Annotated in this window: 19 protein-coding genes; 7 read left to right on the top strand and 12 right to left on the bottom strand. The window is 63.4% G+C overall.

Annotation, left to right across the window (positions count from 1 at the left end):
- The first annotated feature begins 84 nt into the window (after positions 1-84).
- From QOS90_RS07535 to QOS90_RS07560, 6 genes are all read left to right on the top strand, one after another.
- Positions 85-1,272, top strand: a complete 1,188-nt coding sequence (locus QOS90_RS07535; RefSeq protein ID WP_085273804.1) for a lanthanide ABC transporter ABC transporter substrate-binding protein PedA1 — start codon at positions 85-87, stop codon at positions 1,270-1,272.
- A gap of 30 nt (positions 1,273-1,302) precedes the next feature.
- A complete protein-coding gene (locus QOS90_RS07540) occupies positions 1,303-2,292 on the top strand; it encodes a YVTN family beta-propeller repeat protein (protein ID WP_085273805.1) in 990 nt (329 codons plus the stop codon).
- Positions 2,289-3,035, top strand: a complete 747-nt coding sequence (locus QOS90_RS07545; protein ID WP_085273806.1) for a lanthanide ABC transporter ATP-binding protein PedB/LutE — start codon at positions 2,289-2,291, stop codon at positions 3,033-3,035. Before QOS90_RS07540 ends, QOS90_RS07545 begins: the two co-directional genes overlap by 4 nt.
- The gene (locus QOS90_RS07550) at positions 3,035-3,826 is read left to right on the top strand and encodes a lanthanide ABC transporter permease protein PedC (protein WP_027596436.1); all 792 of its coding nucleotides are present in this window, start codon (positions 3,035-3,037) and stop codon (positions 3,824-3,826) included. Before QOS90_RS07545 ends, QOS90_RS07550 begins: the two co-directional genes overlap by 1 nt.
- Positions 3,827-4,442: 616 nt before the next feature.
- Positions 4,443-5,003: a PQQ-dependent catabolism-associated CXXCW motif protein gene (locus QOS90_RS07555; protein ID WP_085273807.1), complete on the top strand. Its 561-nt coding sequence runs from the start codon at positions 4,443-4,445 to the stop codon at positions 5,001-5,003.
- A gap of 57 nt (positions 5,004-5,060) precedes the next feature.
- A complete protein-coding gene (locus QOS90_RS07560; protein WP_027596434.1) occupies positions 5,061-5,726 on the top strand; it encodes a response regulator in 666 nt (221 codons plus the stop codon).
- On the opposite strand, the gene QOS90_RS07565 is transcribed toward QOS90_RS07560, so the two are convergent.
- The 10 genes from QOS90_RS07565 to QOS90_RS07610 form a co-directional block, all read right to left on the bottom strand.
- On the bottom strand, positions 5,723-8,026 hold the full coding sequence (locus tag QOS90_RS07565; protein ID WP_085273808.1) for a hybrid sensor histidine kinase/response regulator: 2,304 nt from the start codon (positions 8,024-8,026) through the stop codon (positions 5,723-5,725). The two genes, QOS90_RS07560 and QOS90_RS07565, sit on opposite strands and share 4 nt — an antisense overlap.
- Complete coding sequence (gene nosP / locus QOS90_RS07570) at positions 7,956-9,119, bottom strand: nitric oxide-sensing protein NosP (protein WP_027596432.1); 1,164 nt, start codon at positions 9,117-9,119, stop codon at positions 7,956-7,958. The genes QOS90_RS07565 and nosP overlap by 71 nt, the downstream gene beginning before the upstream one ends.
- A gap of 145 nt (positions 9,120-9,264) precedes the next feature.
- Complete coding sequence (locus QOS90_RS07575; protein WP_027596431.1) at positions 9,265-10,452, bottom strand: porin; 1,188 nt, start codon at positions 10,450-10,452, stop codon at positions 9,265-9,267.
- 215 nt (positions 10,453-10,667) lie between these two features.
- Positions 10,668-12,032 carry a sensor histidine kinase gene (locus QOS90_RS07580; protein WP_085273809.1) on the bottom strand — a complete coding sequence of 455 codons (1,365 nt, stop codon included), beginning with the start codon at positions 12,030-12,032 and terminating at the stop codon, positions 10,668-10,670.
- Positions 12,029-12,691 (bottom strand): response regulator, encoded by a 663-nt coding sequence (locus QOS90_RS07585; protein WP_027596429.1) that lies wholly within the window; start codon positions 12,689-12,691, stop codon positions 12,029-12,031. The genes QOS90_RS07580 and QOS90_RS07585 overlap by 4 nt, the downstream gene beginning before the upstream one ends.
- A gap of 2 nt (positions 12,692-12,693) precedes the next feature.
- Positions 12,694-13,335, bottom strand: a complete 642-nt coding sequence (locus QOS90_RS07590; protein ID WP_027596428.1) for a tetratricopeptide repeat protein — start codon at positions 13,333-13,335, stop codon at positions 12,694-12,696.
- Entirely contained in the window at positions 13,332-14,138 is an 807-nt protein-coding gene (locus tag QOS90_RS07595) for an SDR family oxidoreductase (RefSeq protein ID WP_027596427.1), read from the bottom strand. The genes QOS90_RS07590 and QOS90_RS07595 overlap by 4 nt, the downstream gene beginning before the upstream one ends.
- Entirely contained in the window at positions 14,125-14,814 is a 690-nt protein-coding gene (locus QOS90_RS07600) for an iron-containing redox enzyme family protein (RefSeq protein WP_027596426.1), read from the bottom strand. The genes QOS90_RS07595 and QOS90_RS07600 overlap by 14 nt, the downstream gene beginning before the upstream one ends.
- 8 nt (positions 14,815-14,822) lie before the next feature.
- Positions 14,823-16,286, bottom strand: coding sequence for an AMP-binding protein (locus QOS90_RS07605; protein ID WP_085273810.1), 1,464 nt, complete (start codon positions 16,284-16,286; stop codon positions 14,823-14,825).
- Positions 16,276-16,953, bottom strand: coding sequence for a thermostable hemolysin (locus tag QOS90_RS07610; RefSeq protein ID WP_027596424.1), 678 nt, complete (start codon positions 16,951-16,953; stop codon positions 16,276-16,278). The genes QOS90_RS07605 and QOS90_RS07610 overlap by 11 nt, the downstream gene beginning before the upstream one ends.
- Positions 16,954-17,088: 135 nt before the next feature.
- Here QOS90_RS07610 and QOS90_RS07615 point away from each other — a divergent pair, with 135 nt between their 5' ends.
- A complete protein-coding gene (locus QOS90_RS07615; RefSeq protein WP_085273811.1) occupies positions 17,089-17,580 on the top strand; it encodes a DUF1543 domain-containing protein in 492 nt (163 codons plus the stop codon).
- Positions 17,581-17,744: 164 nt separating this feature from the next.
- Here QOS90_RS07615 and QOS90_RS07620 read toward each other — a convergent pair whose 3' ends face one another.
- Positions 17,745-18,386 (bottom strand): DUF1109 domain-containing protein, encoded by a 642-nt coding sequence (locus QOS90_RS07620; protein WP_085273812.1) that lies wholly within the window; start codon positions 18,384-18,386, stop codon positions 17,745-17,747.
- The gene (locus tag QOS90_RS07625; protein ID WP_027596421.1) at positions 18,373-18,960 is read right to left on the bottom strand and encodes a sigma-70 family RNA polymerase sigma factor; all 588 of its coding nucleotides are present in this window, start codon (positions 18,958-18,960) and stop codon (positions 18,373-18,375) included. Before QOS90_RS07625 ends, QOS90_RS07620 begins: the two co-directional genes overlap by 14 nt.
- Between the last annotated feature and the right edge of the window lie 124 nt (positions 18,961-19,084).

A 19,084-nucleotide genomic window follows, 5' to 3' on the forward strand; every position in this document is an offset into this window, starting at 1 on the left:
GGTACTGGCCGAGCGCTACTTTCTGCATATTTCCCCCTCCCGGCCGGCTTCCTATGCTGGCGCCATCTGCCGTGGAGTACGTTTATGCGCCAGCCTGCCCCTCTTGCCCTGACCTGCCTGCTGGCCCTGGCCACGGCGCTGTGTTCGGCCTTCGCATCGGCCGCCCCGCCAGAGCAGCAATTGCAGGTGCGCATCGGCTACCTGGGCTATCGCCCCGACCCCGGCCCGCTGCTGTCCAACATCATCCCCGAGCCCGCCGACGCGGGGCTGCAGGGCGCCGAGCTGGCGATTGTCGACAGCAACAGTACGGGGCGTTTTCTCAAGCAGGCGTTCACCCTTGCCAGCACCCACGTAGACAGCCCCGAGGCCCTGCTGCAAGCCGCCAAGGCCCAGCATGACCAGGGCCTGCGGCTGTTTGTGGTGAACGCGCCGGCCGCCAGCCTGCGCGCGCTGTCTGCCGCCCTGCCCGACAGCCTGCTGTTCAACGCCGGCAGCCCCGACGACAGCCTGCGCAGCAGCCAGTGCCTGGGCAATGTGCTGCATAGCCTGCCCAGCCGCGCCATGCTGGCCGATGCCCTGGCGCAGTTTCTGGTACTGCGCAAATGGCAACGGGCGTTGCTCGTGGTCGGCCAGACCGAAGACGACCAGGCCTACGCCGCGGCCCTGCGCCGGGCGGTGAAGCGCTTCGGCGTGCAGCTGGTGGCGGAAAAAACCTGGCGCTTCGACAACGACCAGCGCCGCAGCGCCCAAGCCGACATGCCACTGTTCACCCAAACCGCCGAGTACGACGTAGTGCTGGTGGCCGACGAACGCGGTGACTTCGGCGAATACCTGCCCTACCAGACCTGGTATCCCCGCCCCGTGGCCGGCACCCAGGGCCTGACCCCCACCGGTTGGCACAAGACGGTAGAAACCTTCGGCGCGGCGCAGTTGCAAAAACGCTTCGAAGCCCAGGCCGGACGCTGGATGAACGACCGCGACTTCGCTGCCTGGATGGCCGTGCGCAGCATCGCCAGCGCCGTCAGCAAACTGCGCCAGGCCGAGCCACGCGCCCTGCAGCAACTGCTGCTCAGCGACCAGCTGCCGCTGGATGGTTTCAAGGGCCGCAAGCTCAGCTACCGCCCTTGGAACGGCGAGCTGCGCCAACCCATCCCGCTGGTTCAGCCACGCGCGCTGGTCAGCACTTCGCCCCAGGAGGGCTTCCTGCACCCTTTCAACGAAATGGACAGCCTGGGCTTCGACAAGCCCGAAGTGACCTGCGGCTACCCCTGAAACCGATAATCACAAAAAAAGGATTCCGCCATGCGTCGCCCCCTTTGCTACCGGCCTGTGCTTTTCCCCACCCTGCTGGCCGGCGCGCTGGCGCTTGCCACCGGGCACGCCAGCGCCGCCACCGCCTGGGTCTCGAACGAGAAGGACAACAGCCTCAGCCTGATCGACCTGCAAAGCCTGGAAGTTATCGAGACCCTGCCCGTGGGCCAGCGCCCACGTGGCCTGCTGCTGTCCCACGACAACAAGCGGCTGTACATCTGCGCCAGCGATTCGGACCGGGTGCAGGTGATGGACGTGGCCACCCGCAAGATCATCAAGGAACTGCCCTCCGGCAAGGACCCCGAGCAGTTCGCCCTGCACCCCAATGACCGCTGGCTGTATGTGTCCAACGAAGACGACGCACTGGTAACGGTGATCGACACCGAAACCGACAAAGTGCTCGGGCAGATCAACGTCGGCATCGAGCCGGAGGGCATGGCGGTAAGCCCCGATGGCAAGTGGGCGGTCAATACCAGCGAAACCACCAACATGCTGCACTGGATCGACACCAGCACCCAGACCCTGGCCGACAGCACCCTGGTGGATCAACGGCCGCGCTTCGTCGAGTTCAACCAGGATGGCTCGCGGCTCTGGGCCTCGGCAGAAATCGGCGGCACGGTGACCATTCTCGACGTGGCCACGCGCCAGGTGCTGAAAACCCTGAATTTCCAGATCAAGGGCGTGCACCCGGACAAAGTCCAGCCGGTGGGCATCAAGCTCAGCGCCGATGGCCAGTACGCGTTCGTCGCCCTGGGCCCGGCCAACCATGTGGCGGTGATCGATGCCAAGACTTACGAGGTGCTGGACTACCTGCTGGTTGGGCGGCGTGTTTGGCAGCTGGCGTTCACCCCAGACCAAAGCCAATTACTGGCCACCAACGGGGTCAGCGGCGACGTCTCGGTGATCGATACGAAAACCCTCAAGGTGCTCAAATCGGTAAAGGTCGGGCGTTACCCCTGGGGCGTGGTGGTCACGCCATGAATACCCTCGACGTCAGTGACGTGAGTTTCGCCTACGGCCAGCGCGAGGCGCTCAAGCACGTGGGGTTCAGTGTGGCGCCTGGGCGTTTTGCTGCGTTGCTGGGCCCCAATGGCGCCGGCAAGTCGACCTTGATCGCACTGCTCACCCGGCTTTACGACGTGCAACAGGGCGACATCCGCGTCTGCGGCTGCTCGTTGCGCAACGCGGCGCGCCCGGCGTTGCGACAACTGGGCGTGGTGTTTCAGCAAAGCACCCTGGACCTGGACCTGAGCGTCGAACAGAACCTGCGCTACCACGCCTCGTTGCATGGCCTGTCGCGGCGCCAGGGCAACCTGCGGGTCGACGCCGAACTGGTCCGCCAGGGCCTCGACGAGCGCCGGCGCGAGCCCGTTCGTGCGCTGAATATCGGGCACCGGCGCCGAGTGGAAATTGCCCGCGCCCTGCTCCACCAACCGCGCTTGCTGTTGCTCGACGAAGCCAGCGTCGGCCTCGACCCGGCCAGCCGCCTGGCGCTCAACCAGCACCTTCGGCACCTGTGCCGCGAGCAGGGGCTGAGTGTGCTCTGGACCACCCACCTGCTGGACGAGGTGCAGCCCAGTGATGACCTGCTGATCCTGCACCAGGGGCGCCTGGTCGCCAGTGGCACCGCCGATGCCCTGACCCAAGCGCACGGCGGCGACCTCGACAACGCCTTCGCACGCCTGACCCGCGCGCCCGGCCCCACCCCAGGAGTGAAGGCCTGATGAACGCCTACTGGCAATGTTTCAACGGCATCCTGCTGCGCGAATGCCTGCGGTTCGTGTTGCAGCGCACGCGGTTTCTCAGCGCCCTGGTACGCCCTCTGCTGTGGTTGCTGGTCTTTGCCGCCGGGTTTCGTGCGGCCCTGGGTATAGCGATCATCGAGCCCTACGACACCTACATCCCCTACGAGGTGTACATTATCCCCGGCCTTGCCTGCATGATTCTGCTGTTCAACGGCATGCAGGGCTCGCTGTCGATGGTCTATGACCGCGAAATGGGCAGTATGCGCGTGCTGCTGACCAGCCCCTTGCCGCGGGCGTTTCTGCTCGGCAGCAAACTGCTGGCGACCTCGTTGATTTCCCTGCTACAGGTTTATGCGTTTCTCGCCATCGCCTGGCTGTATGGCGTGCAACCCCCAGCTGCGGGGTTGTTGCTGGCGCTGCCGGCCTTGTTGCTGGTGGCCTTGATGCTCAGCGCTCTGGGGCTGTTGCTGTCGAATGCGATTCGCCAGTTGGAGAACTTTGCCGGGGTGATGAATTTCGTGATCTTCCCGTTATTTTTCCTGTCCTCGGCGCTGTACCCGCTGTGGAAGATGCGCGAGGCCAGCCAGTGGCTGTATTGGCTGTGCGCCCTGAACCCCTTCACCCACGCCGTGGAACTGGTGCGTTTCGCGCTGTACGAACGCTTCAATCCGCTGGCGCTGGCGGTTTGCCTGGGCCTGACCGTGCTGTTCACCCTGCTCGCGATACTGACCTTCAACCCCCAGCACGCAGCGCTGCGCAAGCCGCGCTGACAGCTCATGCCTTGCGAAAATCCCTGTAGGAGCAGCCTTGTGCTGCGAAGAGGCCAGTGACAGCACAGAGAATATTCGCTGCTGTCGCCGACCTCTTCGCAGCACAAGGCTGCTCCTACCGGTCCGTGCTGAGCGAAGGAATAACTGAACACACGCAAGGGCTTTGCAATGATTATGGAGTGACGCTGAGCCAATCATCATGTGCAATCTCTGTAGGAGCAGCCTTGTGCTGCGAAGAGGCCAGTGACAACACAGAGAATCTTCGCTGCTGTCGCCGACCTCTTCGCAGCACAAGGCTGCTCCTACCGGTCCGTGCTGAGCGAAGGAATAACTGAGCACACGCAAGGGCTTTGCAATGATTATGGAGTGACGCTGAGCCAATCATCATGCGCAATCTCTGTAGGAGCAGCCTTGTGCTGCGAAGAGGCCAGTGACAACACAGAGAATCTTCGCTGCTGTCGCCGGCCTCTTCGCAGCACAAGGCTGCTCCTACAGTGGCGTGCGACAGCAGCGGGTTAGGCCCTACTACTTTAGTACTGGCTTTACTGTCTATCGTCGCATTCACAAAGCACCGCCGCTGGCATGTAATGGGCCTATAACAAAAAGGATAAACCCCATGCCTCGTGCCCTGCCCAGGCTGCCACGTGCTTTGCTGGCAGCCCTTTCGCTGAATCTGCTGCTGGGCGTCGCCCAGGCCGGCACCACGCCGCTGTTTTCTGCCGAGGGGTATCGCACCACCCTCTACCGCAGCCCGACACCGCACCAGGTCGAGGGCGCCCAGGTCATCGACACCGCCACCTTGCAAAACCTGCTGGGCCAGCACCCCAAGCCGGTGCTGGTCGATGTGTACCGCCGGCAATGGCTGCAAGGCCGTTTCATCGAAGACGAACCCCACGCCAACCTCCCCGGCAGCCACTGGTTGGCCAACACCGGCGACGGCGAGCTGAGCCCGGCCTGGCAAGACTACTTCGTGCGCCACCTGCAAACAGCCACCGCCGGCCGCCTGGAGCAACCGCTGGTCTTTTACTGCCGCTCCGATTGCTGGTTAAGCTGGAACGCGGTAAAACGCGCAGCATCCCTGGGCTATAAGACGTTGTATTGGTACCGCGACGGCCTGGACGCCTGGGAAGCAGCCAACCTGCCATTGCAGCCGGCCCAGCCAGAGCCCTTTCCCTGAACTCACTACCGGTAAACGCGTGCGCGCCCCATCCAATAAAAACGAGGTGAAAAGGCCATGTACAAAATTCTGATTGCCGACGATCACCCACTGTTTCGCGAAGCCATCCACAACGTCATCAGCGATGGCTTCCCAGGCAGCGAAGTCATGGAGACTGCCGACCTGGACAGCGCCCTGGCGCTGACCCTGGAACATGACGACCTCGACCTGATCCTGCTCGACCTGAACATGCCCGGCATGCACGGCCTCAATGGCCTGATCACCCTGCGCAACGAGGCACCGACCACACCGGTGGTGATTGTCTCGGCCGAGCAGGAAAAACAAATCGTGCTGCAGGCCATCACCTATGGCGCCGTGGGTTTCATCACCAAGTCCTCGCCACGTTCGCAGATGATCGAAGCAATCGAGCAGATCCTCACCGGCAATGTCTACCTGCCACCCGACATCATTCGCGCCAACAAAAGCAGCACCAGCCGGCGCCAGAGCGATACCCCAAGCTTCCCACCCGAGATGCTCCAGGCCCTGACCCGCAAGCAGTTGCTGGTGCTCGAGCGCATGACCAAAGGCGAGTCGAACAAGCAGATCGCCTACACCCTGGACATCGCTGAAACCACGGTCAAGGCCCACGTTTCGGCGATCTTGCGCAAACTCAACGTGCACAACCGGGTGCAGGCCATCCTCAGTGCTGGCGATATCGACTTCGGCGACTACCTGCGCCGTTAAAGTGGCTGAACGGGGCTGTTGGCCAGCAAATGGCTCATCGCAGCCTTGAGTTTCATTGGCCGCACCGGCTTGTGCATCAGGGTGTGGCCCCGCTCGCGGATCTGTTGCTTAAGTTCGTTGCTGTAGTTGGCGGTGATCATCAATGCCGGAATCGGCACGGCGCGGCGGGCACTGATCCTGGCCACGGCATCGACACCATTGCAGTCGTTGTCCAGGTGGTAGTCGGCGATCAACAGGTCGGCTTCGGCGTGGTAGTTGTCCACCTGCCGCGCCAGGTCTTCCTCCGACAGCGCAGTGACCACCCGGCAACCCCACCCTTCCAGCAGGGTGCGCATGCCGGCACAGATCGCCGCATCGTTATCCAGCACCCACACCCGCGCACCGCGCAGGCGTTCGAGCATCGGCTCGCTGATGGCCAGGCTCGGCGGGGCCTTGGGCGCGGTTGCGCTCAGCGGCACTTCGACGGCGAACACCGAGCCTTTGCCGAGCCAGGAACGCACCCGAATCCGATGGCCGAGAATGCCCGCGATCTTTTCCACGATTGCCAGGCCCAGGCCCAAGCCACGGTCTTGGTCCGGGCGCTGTACATCGCCCCGCTTGAACTCCTGGAACATTTCGTCCAGGCGCTCTTCGGCAATGCCGATCCCGCTGTCCCAAACTTCGATCCACAGGCCCCGGCGCTGGCGCCGACAGCCCAGCACCACGCGGCCGCTGCGGGTGTAGCGGATGGCATTGCTGAGCAGGTTGCGCAGGATCCGCGCCAACAGCTGGATGTCACTGTGCACCAAGGCCGAACAGCCCACGAAGTGCAGTTTCAGCCCTTCGCTGCGCGCCACCTGGGCGTATTCGGCGGCCAAATTGTCCATCAATTCGCTAAGGGCGAAGGGGGCGATATCGGCCTTGATCACCCCGGCATCAAGCTTGGAAATATCCACCAGGGTGCCTAACAGGTTTTCCACGTCCTCCAGGGAATTACTGACGTTGCGCACCAGTTGAACGCTCTGGTGCGGCTCGCGGTGTTCGAGCAACGCGCTGGTGAACAGCCGCGCCGCGTTCAGGGGTTGCAGCAGGTCATGGCTGACCGCAGCGAGAAATTTGGTTTTCGACAGGTTGGCCTGCTCGGCCTCGCGCTTGGCCTCGCGCAACCGTGATTCGGCCCGGCTGCGCTCATCGATCTCGCGCAGCAACTGGTCGTTGAGGCTGGTCAGCTCGGCGGTGCGCTCGCGCACCCGTTGTTCAAGGTTCTGGTATGCCTGGTGCAGCGCCTCGGCGCTCTTGCGCCGCTCGGTAATGTCGCGGATCAACACGAAGATCCCCACCACTTCGCCATTGGCCAGGCGGTTGGGGACGTAGGAGCGCAGCATGTAGCGCTCCTGGCCGTTGATGTTGTTTTCGGCAAACTCGAAGGTCACGCTCTCGCCCGCCAACGCGCGCGCCACGTAGGCCTCCAGGCGTTGGTAATGCGACTCGCTGTGGGCTTCGCGCAGGCTCTGGCCCAGCATCACGCCGCGGGGCCAGCAGTACCACTGCTCATACACCTTGTTGGTGAACTCGTAGACCAGGTCGGCATTCAAGTAGGCGATCAGCGCCGGAACATGGTCGGTGATCAGGCGAATCAGTTGCGATTTCTGCGCCACCGCCTGCTCGCGGCGCAAGGTCTCGCTGAGCTTGACCTCGGTGATGTCGGTGAACAGGAACACCCGCCCGCCTTCGCAAGTAGGCCGTTCGCTGACTTGCAGCCAGCGCCCGTTCTGCAGGCGGTACAGCAGGTGCTCATCGGCCGGCCCGCGGGGCTCTTCGGTGAACACCCCGCTGGCGGTCATCAGTTGCTTGACCTCGGCCAAGCGCATGCCGGCGATGATCCGCACCCGGCTGTTGGCCCAGAACGCCTTGAAACGGCTGTTGCACAGCACGATGCGCTGGTTCTGGTCGAACAGCACGAAGGCGTCGGAGATGCTTTCGATGGCGTCGATCAAGTGTTGGTGGGCGGTCTCAGCCCGCAGCCGCGCTTCACTGAGCAGGTGGTTACCGGCCTTGAGCTCGGCCATGGCCTGGTTGAGGGCGTCGGTGCGCTCGCGGACCTGCTCAGCCAGCACCACCGAGTGCTGGAATGCCGCGTAGGGGTCGTTGCCGCGGGTCACGCCCGACTCGACGCGTTCGATCAGCGCACTGTTGATGCGCTGCAGCTTGCGGTTCTCGTGCTGCAGCCGAACGACCTCGGCCTGCAGTTCAGCGGCTGACGGGTGGCCGGTTGCGGGCAATGGCGACCCCGGTGAAGGTCTGGTTGATATGCATGCCATTGAACTGTTCTCCATAGGTGTTGAAGCCCATCACCCGCTGCTCGCGCAAGAACGCGCCGACCTGCTCCAGGCCGTCGTGGGCTTCCAGTTCCAGGCGCCGCAAGAAACAGTCGCAGCCAATGGTCAGCAGCAAGGGGCCCAGGCGCTGGTGCAGCCCGTCGAACAGGGTGTGCAGCTTTGGCAACAGCGGGCCCGGTGTCATGGCCGTGAGCACGATGCCGTTTTCCACCGCACAGTAGAAACTCAGGCTCAGGTCCGGGTGCACCTGCTGGATTGCCCGGACGTAATACTGATCGTGAATCCGCACCGCCAACGGGTGGGCAGCGAATACCCGGTGATCGAGCTCGGCCACCGGCACGCCGATGTGCCGGGCGTATTCCTCGGCAGCGGGTTCGGCATTGAGTTCGAAGACCCGCCGCTGAGCACTGTCGGCGCCGGTCACCACCAGCTTTTCATCACGCGGCAGGATGTGGTGCGTGGTGAACACTTCAAAGTCGAGCCAGGTATTGACCAGCACCACTACCGCCGCGCCGCTGTGGAACGCCCCGCCGAAGTACACATGGGTACGGGTCAGGTAGTTGTCGTCGCCGGCCGACCCGCCGAAATGCGGAATGTCCCCCAATGCCGCGCTCAGGGCGCCAAGGAACATCTCCTCACGGCTGGACAAGCCGTCGAGCAGGGTCAGGGCAAAGCTGTGGCCTTTGATCGGCGCGAGGGTATTGCTGCGGCAGGTGCCGACCAGCCGTTCGACCATCTGCTGGGCGTCGATCAGGCTGAAGCGTTCCATTTCATCGATCAGTTCGGTGGCGATGGAAAACTGCCGATGATCGAACCCCAGCGCCGTCACGCAGTTACGGCCGTAGCCTAGCGGGGTGATTTCGCCGGCACTGGTGCAGCCCACCAGGCGAATGCCGCCGAAACCCTGTTCCAAGGCCTCGCCCAGTTCCTGCAGGTCGTATTCGGCAGAACAGAAGAACAGCACGAACCCCAGGTGCGGGTGCAGCAGCTGCCGCGCCAGGTCCTGGGCTGCAAGCCGCGCATCGGTTGCCTGGGACATGGCGCTGACCACACCGTCGTTCTGGGCCTGCTGCATCGTGGTCTCCGGCGCGGGTTGTCTGAAGGTTGAGTGTACGGAGGACGTCCCGGAGGGCGAATGCTACTTGGGTAGCGGGTAGGCGGTTCCATGGGAGGATGGGTTGCACGTGCAATTGCTGGGGCCGCTTCGCGGCCCCAGCGGTCTACCAGGTCAGCACCGCCCCCAATGCAAGGGTATCGGTGTCTTCGTTCTGGTCGCTGGTGTCATGCCCATCAATGGAAAACTGGTTGTACTCGGCCACCAACGTGAGGTTGTCGTTGACGTCATGAAACAGCGCCACACCCCGCGTCTCGTAATCCGCGCCACTGCCCACCACACCGTTGCCATCGTCCTTGGTCTTGCCGTAGGACAACGCCAGGCGGTTTTTACCAACTTTGTACGACCCTTGCAGCAGGTAACCGTCGCTGTCGACATTGCGCAGGGTCGGCTCGCCGGCGTTGTTAGTGAAGAACGGGTTGATACCCTTGGCCTGGAAGCCGGAGCCGGTGAGCGACAGCCCGCCCATCTTCGCCTGCACGCCATAGCCGACACCTTTGGAGGTGATCGACTTGACCGTCGAGTCGGTGTTGTCCGAGGTCTGGTAGCTGCCATTGATCCAGCTGTAGATCTTGGCGCCGGCAAGGTCGAACTGGTAGGTGATCTCGCTCTCGGTGCGGGGGTTTTCCTGATACGCCTTGCCGGTCGGGCTACTGTCGTTGGTGTCCACCGGGTCCATGATGCCCACCGCCACCCGCAGGCCCTCCATCACCGGTGTGCGGTAGGTGATCTGCGAGGTGGGGAACGGGTACGGGTAACCGCTGCCGATGTTGCCGAACGATACCCCGCCGCCGTCCACCAGCCCCAGGCTGTCACTGACCTGGCCGTAACCGGCAAGCAGCTCGTCCAGCAGAATGTTGGAACGCGCAAACAGCCCGAAGTCCTTGCCGATCAGCACCTCGCCCCACTCGGGGTTGGCCACGGTGCCGTAGAACTGACGCACGTCGATGGCGGTGTCGGTGCCGTTGGTTTCGCTGTCGTTGATGGTCACCCAGAACGAGGCACGCGCCCCGAGCTTCAGGTCATCCACCTGTTTACCCATGTTGAAGCCCAGGTAGTTGGGCAAAAAACCCATCTTCACCCGTGACTGGCGGCGGTCGAATTGATCGCCCGCCCGGTCGACATCACTGTTGACGTAAAAGGCATTGATGTAGCCGTCGGTGGAAAACGTGGTCTGGTCCTTGTCGTACAGCATGATCTCGGCCTCGGCGACGCCGCTCAGGCCCAGAGTTGAAAGGCTGGCGATGACAGCCGTCAGGATACGAGGCGATAGTTTCTTATTGTTGTTGTGCATGACGCGCTCCAAAAACGTGGGCTCGGTGTTGGAGGCGATTATCAGAAGCAGGCACACCGCTCGGTACGCTGCCTTGGAGGGGGTTGCAGGCTGCTTTGGGCCGGCGCGCGTGGCGCGATGATTAAGGCCCGAGACCGGCTTAGGCCAGGGGGCAACACCAAGGGTGTACGCCTGATGATCAGCGAAGGATCAATACCCCAGGCTGAAGCGCCCGCTCACCGCAAGGGCAGTGACAACGTTGCGGCCAACCCGCCGTTGGCGCGATTGTCCAGGCGTACCTGCCCGCCCATCCGCTCGATGATGGTGGCCACGATCGAGAGCCCGAGCCCTGCCCCATTCGGGCTATTGCGGCTGTAGAATCGCTCGAACACACGGGTGAGGCTGGCCTTGTCGATGCCCGGCCCATCGTCGTCGACAGTCAGCTCGAAACGACTGCCCAAGCGCTTGAGTGAAACCGTGATACGCCCGCCGGGTGGCGAGTGCTCGACCGCGTTGGAGACCAAGTTCTGCAATGCGATACCCAACGCGCCGGCATCGATCGCCAGGTGAAGATCACCCTCGCCAATCTCCAGCGATGGCTCAAGGCCGCGGTCCAGTATCCAGGGGGTGAGCTCTGCCAGGATATCGGTGACGACCTCGCCCAGATCGACCTCGGTGGTGGCACGCTGACCGAGGCGCGGTTCGACCCGGGCCAGGGTCAGCAACTGGTTGACCACCCGGGTCAGGCGGTCGACGCCGCCAATCAGGTAGCCCAAGGCTTTCTGCCGCTCGGCATCGGTATTGGCGGCCTGGGCGTTCTGCGCATGCAGGCGCAGGATGGCCAGCGGCGTGCGCATTTCATGGGCCGCATCGGCAATGAACCGGTGTTCACGGCGCAGCAGGTCCTCGATGTGCGCCAACAGGCGGTTGATGGCGGCCTGCATGGGTTCCAGCTCCGACGGCAGCGGCACCAGTTGCAGGGGTTCGAGCGAGTCGGCATGCCGTGCGCGAATGACATTGGCCATGTTCTGCAACGGGCGCAGGCCCCAGCCAATGGCGGCCCAGACCAACAACGCCAAGCCCAGGCTGCCCAACAGGAACGGGAACAACGTATGGCGCACGATGCGGTCGATCAGGTCGAAGCGCACATCATCGCGCTCGCCCACCCAGATCATCCAGTGCTTTTCCGGCACTGGCAGAACGAAACCGCGCCATTGCTCGCCCTCACTGGAAAAATCATAAAAACCCGGCGCCGTGGGCGGTGGGTCGAGTGTCGGTGCACTGGGCGTCTGCACCAGCAGCCCTGCCCCGTCCCCCCAGACCTGAAACGCCAGTTTGCTTTCATAAGGGTGCCCAACCCGGTGGCGCCCGGCCTTGCTCAGTGCCTCGTTGAACGCGCGATACAGTTGCTCGCGGTTGCCCTCCTGCACCGGCAAGCTCATCACCCCCTGTAGCAGCCGGGCATTCTGCGCCAGGTGGGCATCGTAGACCTCGTTGATCTCGCGCCGGCTGTCATGGTAGTTGTACAGCGCCAGCAGCCCTGTACCGAGCAACATCAGCAGCATCACCCGCCACAGCGTGCGTTGACGCAGTGAGCTCATACCTTGCCCTCGACCAGATAGCCGATGCCGCGAACGGTGCGGATCAGGCCGTTGAACAGTTTTTTGCGCAGTTGGTAGATGTTCACCTCCAGGGTATTGCTCTCCGGTTCCTCGTCCCAGCCGTACAGCAACTGGGTCAGGCGCTCACGGGTGAACACCTTGCCCGGCTGCGCCAGCAACTCGTGCAGCAACCGGTACTCCTTGGGCGTCAAGACCACGGGCAGGCCGTTGTAGTGGACCTGCTGAGTGCTGGGGTCAAGGGTCACTCCGGCGTGCTCGATGAGCACTTTGGCCCGCCCGGCGCTGCGCCTGAGCAGCGCGCGCAGGCGGGCCTTGAGTTCGTTGAGGTCGAACGGCTTGACCAGGTAGTCGTCGGCGCCAGCATCCAGCCCGACGATGCGGTCCTCGGTGGCATCACGGGCGGTGAGCACCAGCACTGGCAGGCTCTTGCCCCCCGCCCTGAGCCGGCGCAGCAACTCGATGCCGTCCAAGCGCGGCAGGCCCAGGTCGAGGATGGCCAGGTCAAATGCCTCGTGCTGCAGGGCATGCAGCCCGCTCACGCCATCGCGCAACCAGTCGAGGGTGTAGCCCTCTTGGCGCAAGCCGTCGCAAATCCCCTCGCCCAGTGCGGTGTCGTCCTCAACCAGCAGCAGCCGCATGTTCAGTCCTGTTTGTCCTTGATGGCTTTGAGTAAAGCATCGATATCGCCACGCCGGCCCTGGTCGGCCAGTTCACGCCCCGGCCGAGGCGGCGCCTGTCGCGCTTTCTGAAGGGCCGCGGTGGCTTCGGCATAGCGTTTTTGCCGGTAAAGATGATCGGCCCAGAAGTAATTGCTGTCGATGCCGTTGGGGTTGATCTGCAGCGCCTTGCGCAGCAAGGCGTCAGCCTTGTCGCTGTCGCCGAAGCCGATGGGCCAGCCGGGTACCTGGTCGTACAAGGTCCCCAGGCTGGTGTAAGCGGAACCTTGCAAGGCGGTGGGGTCCATTGCCATCGCCTGCTCGAGGCTCGCCTTGGCGGCCTTGACCTTGCCCAGCGCACTGAGGCCGCCGATGGCCCCGGCCCAACTGCTGTTGATGATGCCGTCCCAGATCAAGGGTTCGGCCGACCCTGGGTGCTGGTGGACCAAGGCCGAGGCGTCGGTCGACAGTTTTTCGAAGGCATCCGCGCGCTTGTCCTTGGGCGTCTGATACTGGATCTGCGCCCAGCGTTGCTGCAGCGCGGCCAATTGCTGCGTGCCCGCCTGGTCCAGCGCCCAGGTCAGGGGTGTGAAGGCCAGCAGCCCGACAACGAACAGACGTTTCATTTGAGCGACTCCTTGGAATGGCTACCGATGTAGCGACGAATGACCGGCAGTTGCTTGCGCAGAGTGCGGTCCACCACGCCGGGCAGCATGCCGTTGATGCGCACGAAGAGCTTTTCTGGCCAGCCGAGGTAGAGCTCGCTGCGCTCGGACTGAACCGCCTGCAGGACGGCGCGGGCCACATCGGCGGGGTCGTCCATGCCGACCTTCAGCGCTTCGTTGAGCGCCATGGCTGCACTGCTGTTCATCGCCGTGCGGGTCGCCCTGGGGGCCGCGTACAGCACGTTCACCGAGGTATCGGCCAGTTCGCGGCGCAGTGCCTCGGAGAACCCACGCAGGGCAAATTTGCTGGCGCAGTAAGTGGCATAACCCGGGTAGCCGATAGAACCGTAGGTCGAGCCGACATTGACCACCAGCGCCTTGGGTTGCGCACGCAGCAGTGGCAGGCAGACACGCGTGAGCTGCAAGGCCGCCTTGATGTTGATGTCCAGCAGTTCGTCGAGGGCCTGCTCGTCGAGTTGGTCGAGCAAGGCAAAGCGATTGACGCCGGCGGCGTTGATCAGCACGTTGACACCGCCCATGTCCCGGGCACGGGCGAGCACCTGTTCACGGCCGTCTGGGGTACGCAAGTCGGCCGACTGCCAGCGCAGCCTGTCAGGGTAGCGGTTCATCAGGCTGGCGAGCTTGCCCATCTGCCGGCTCACCGCCAGTACCCGGGCACCGGCTGCGCACAACTGCTCGGCCAATTGCAGGCCAATGCCGCCGCTGGCGCCGGTCAGCACTACCACGGATTCAGACAAGCGCATGGCGCACCTCTTGCTGGCCCAGCTGGCTGCCACGCGGCAACCCCTGGAACATCTCGGTGTACAGGCGGTACACCACCTTGGCGGCGTGGACCACCGCCTGCTGATCGTCAGCAGTGTCCAGGCGGTCCATCAGGCGCTTGTAGGTCACCATATGGTCCTGGTCCAGCGCACCGTGCGAACTGAGGTAGCTGAACGCCTTGTCCGGCAGCGCCAGGGTGCGCTGGATGCTGCCGGCGGCATGAGTCGCCAAGGCAATGCTGGTGCCTTCAAGCACATTGACCATGCCAAACAACCCGACCGGGTTGCCGCGGGCGATCAGGTCGTAGAGGTAGGCGACCATCAATTCGATCGCCATTGCCGGTCGGCCGTCACGCACCGCTTGCCAGTTACCCTCACAGGCATCGATATCGTTGAGAATCCACTGCTCGTGGCCGTACTCCTCCTCGATGTACTCGCACACGGCGCCGCGCAGCCACTCCAGGCGTGATGGCAAGCGTGCGCCGCACGCCATCATCAGTGGCACGGTGTGACGCACATGGTGATACGCCTGGGTCAGGAAGGCGACGTAGCTGTCCAGGCTGACCTGGCCGGCCAAGGCTTCACGGATCACCGGCACACTGAACAGTGCCTGGCGCTCGTCGGTGGTTTGCAATTGCAGCGTGTCGAAAAAGGACATGGCGAACCTCACAATGGGATGTCGGATAACAAGCCTTGGTAGTGCTGCAAAATGGCCTCGCGCCGTGGGCGGCCATTGGCGGTCAGGGTGCCATCAGCGCAGCTGAGGGGGCTGGGTAAGCGTCGCCAGGCATGAACCCGGGCGTAGTCAGGCAGTGACGCATTGCTGTGCTGCACGGCCTGTTCGATCGTGGCATCAGGGGTACTGGGATCCAGTGGCCAGAGCAGTGCCACATTGCGCGGCATGCCCTCGCCGTGCACGAACGCCTGGGCGATGACGCCACTTTGGGTCAGTTCGGCCTCCACCCACTCAGGGTTGACGTTGCGCCCGAAACTGGTGATGAACTGGTGCTTCTTGCGCCCGTTCAGGTACAGGTAGCCGTCCTGATCGACATAGCCGAGGTCACCGGTGGCCCACCATGGCGTGGACACAGGGGCTTCGCCCAGGTAGCCGATCAGGAGCGAACCTGCCACCAGCACCTCACCGTCGTCGGCGATGCGCACCTGCACATGGGGCAGTGGCTTGCCGACACTGCCGAGGCGCTGGGCGCCGGGGCGGTTCAACGCCACCACCGAAGCACACTCGGACAGGCCATAGCCCTCGAACACCGGTAAGCCGATCGCTTCGGCCCTCGCCAGCAGGCTGGGCGAAACCCGCGCGCCCCCGACGGCGACGAAGCGCAGCGGCCCCACCCGCATCAGGCCGCGCTCGATCGCGGTAATCAGCCCCATTAACAGCTGCGGCACCAGAATCAGGCTTTGGGCGCCACTCAACGCAATGGCACTCAGCAAGCGCTTGAAGTCGACCTGGCTCGCGCCCCCCATGCCCAATTGCACCTGGGGATAGAGTTGCACGCATGCCCCTGCGATCAGGGCGGCGTACACGCCAAGGTTTTCCAGCAGCACGCCAAACGGCAGTACCGCCAGATAGCGCTGGGGGGCGCTCGGCCGGCTGGCGGCTTCAAGTTCCCGGGCCACGCGCAGCATGGCATCGGCACCCAGGCAAACGCCTTTGGGTTGGCCCGTGCTGCCAGAGGTGTAGGTGATCTTGGCGGTACCGCTGGGCAGCGCCACCTCCCCACCGACAGGCCGGGCCCAAAACGCGTCCTGCTGGACAAACCCCAACTCGACGAGCGTATCTATCCACTGCGCCTCGCACAGCACATGGCTGGCGCCGCTTTGCTCGATACAATGCCTGAATTGTGCAGCACTGAAGAACCCAGGGACGATCACGCAAGGGCGCTCGGCAAACAACGCCGCCAAGTCCCAGAACAGCAGTTCGGGGCCGTTATCCAGGGCCAATACCAAGGGGCCTCCCGATTGCGCACGCAAGGTATGGGCCCGTGCTTCGACTTCAGCCAGCAGTTGCCGGAAGGTGAAGCGCCCTGCTACACCTTGCACGGCTACGGCCCGCTCCTGTTCACTTGCATACTTGAACAGCAACTGACGGAAGTACTCCAGCTCATGCGGCATGGCCGGTCTCCTCGATGATCGATGGCAGCCCCAGGCGCTCAAACACGCCAGCCTTGCTCAGCGCCTCGAAACCGAGCCCGATGTTGCCGGCGAACACCTGCGGATGCTGGTCGTAATAGGTTCCCCAATGGTCCATCTGCTCGCCCAACCGCTCAGGGTCGGCCGCAGCTAGCACCGTAGGCATCAGCCCCAGGCGCTGGAAGCTGTTGATCAGCGTGGCCGCCCCCGTGAATGCCACCCATTGCAAACCGCGCGTGGCCAGCAGCCAGGTCACGGCAATGATCATGATGCGTGCACTGCCAGCGCTCAGCGAGGCCAGATTGCCCACCTCGACCATGCTCTCCCGCGCTAGCGGGTAGCCGGCCACGCGGGAAACCGACGCCTCCAATGGCTCGTCCAGGTATCGCTCGAGAAACAGCGCACCACTGCTGGCCGGGCGCATGCCTGCGGCGGCAATCATCCGCCCATGGCTGTCATACAACGCCAGGAGTTCAGGCAGGTAATGGTGCACATCGGCGTGATGCACGCTCAGAAAACACTGGTGAATGAAGTGCTCAAGGTCACGACGCCCTGCATCAGGCTCCAGGTGCAGGGACAGTTGGGCATGGTGGTCGGCGTGGCTGCCGATACGTAGCGGCAGCAGGCTGCTCCATTGATGCGGGTTCATGAAACGCCCCCCGTGGGATTCGATGAGGGGAGTATCCGGCGTGAATCTGAAAGGAATCTGAAGTCAGATGGACTTGCTGATCGGGCAGACGCCACGCATGCTGGTCATTGTCACTGTCAAACCACAGGTTATTCCATGCTCTACGTCGTCATGCTCGGCGGACGCCACCCCCGCGCCAGCATCGAAGTTCACGATGTGGTATTTGCCCAGGCCGACTCGCTGGAGCAAACCTACCCCCTCTTGCGCAACGCCTGGTTCGGCAGCCCCAAAGGGTTGCACATCGACTCCTGGCTGGAAGTGCACGGAGTGGACGGGTATCGCATCGCGTTCAGCCAGGCAGCGCCACCGCCAGGGGCCATGCGCCTGTTTTTCCTGAACCTGGGGGGTTACGAGCGGCAGGTGTTTGGTGAAGCGCATCGCTACCAGCTAGTGGCTGCTACTGACAAAGCCGCCGCCAAACAACTGGGGAAGCAGCGTATGGCGGCAGGTTGGTTGAAACCCCATACCGACGCGGTGCTCGATGTAGACGATTGCTTACCGATTGATCTGCTAGAAGGGCGCTATGTGCACCTGGTTGAGGGTGAGCATTACGGCATTGTGCAGCGTAGCGATTACATTCTGATCTGAGTGACAGGTCATCAACGCCTGTACGTTTCGTGCAGATGACGCGCGACTAAATCTCGCAACAGGGGATCACAGAGTCCCTTCGATTGTTCTGACCGTTATCGTTTTCGCGAAGAACAGCCGATTTGTTAACACATTCGCGTGGGCTTTAGCGTTTTCGCTGCCTCTCACCAGCGCAACAACCGGGACCCTGCCAACGCCCCCACCAACGTGGGGAGCAGCATGCCCAACAGGTACCAGGTCCCCCAGAACGGCACCTGCATTTCCGGGCAGTGCAGGCAATACGCCAAGGTCGCAGTCGAACCGGCGAGCAGCCCTGCAGCGCCACCAGCCTGGCGCAACCGTGTTGGGGCCAGGCCGCGCACTGCCCAGAACACGGCGATGAACACCGGCACGCTCAGCAGCGAGATATTCAACGCGCAGGTGCGCCAGGTACGGCCGAAGATCAACTCGGCACGGGCCTCGACCGGGGCGCCCGACAAACTGATCGCCGCACCCAGCCAGACCACCAGCAACGGCAGCCCCAGCAGCCCCCAGGCCAGCCCACCCTTCACACCCGGCCGGGCCAAACGTTGCGTGAGCCATAGCGCAAGCAGCGCGAGGCTGCCAGGCAAGGCCAGCTTGGCCCAGAACAACGGCGTGCGCGCCACGTCGGCAAGGTCGCTGCGCACGCCATAGAGGGCCACTGTCATCAGTACTGCGGCGAGCAGGCCCGCGAGCAACGCCTGGGCCAGGCGCCGCGCCAGGGCATGGCGGTCCACCGGCCCTTCGCCAGCGGCCAGCAGGGTAATCAGTTCATCGGTTTTCATCGTCTTCACTGCCTCGAATCAGCCTGGCCAAGGCCTTGAGCCCACGGTGTATGCCTACCTTGACCGCCGAACTGGAGAGCCCGGTGATACGCGCGGTTTCCTCCACCGACAGGCCCTCAAGCTTGACGTGGACGATCGGCAAGCGCTGGCGCTCCGGCAACTGCCCCAGCAGTTTACCCAGGTCTCGGCTGGCCTGGGCTGGCGCTTCGTCGCTGGCGGCGAACAGGTCACTGTCGTCGTCCAGCAGGTCGTGCAGCGCATCGTGATGCGCGTAGCGGCGTAGGTAATCCGCCAGCTTGTAGCGGGCAATCGCCTGCACCCAGGCCGTCAGCGGCTGTTGCGGCTGATAGGTTTGCCGCGCGTTATGCACGGCCAGCAACACTTCCTGCAACAGGTCTTCGACCTCGGCAGGGCGCTGTTGCAGCCGCCGCTTGAGAAAACCCCGCACGTGCAGCGCCAGTGCCGCGAGAAATTCGCGGTAGGCCTGCGCATCACCCGCCAGCCCGCGCAGCAGCAAACCCTGCAACTGCGTCTCGCGAGCGGCGAGGAGGTCCTGTGGGTTAGTTCGTTGCATTGGGCGCCAGGGTTACACCGTCGGAAGGTTTCTTTTATCGAACCTTAGATGAGCCACAGCCACTGGAAAAAAATTTTCGTCGGCCTGTAACCCGGGCAGCGATCGCCGCGAACTACTCAATGAG

Source organism: Pseudomonas sp. LAIL14HWK12:I10, from assembly GCF_900184205.1.
Lineage (GTDB): Bacteria > Pseudomonadota > Gammaproteobacteria > Pseudomonadales > Pseudomonadaceae > Aquipseudomonas > Aquipseudomonas kermanshahensis.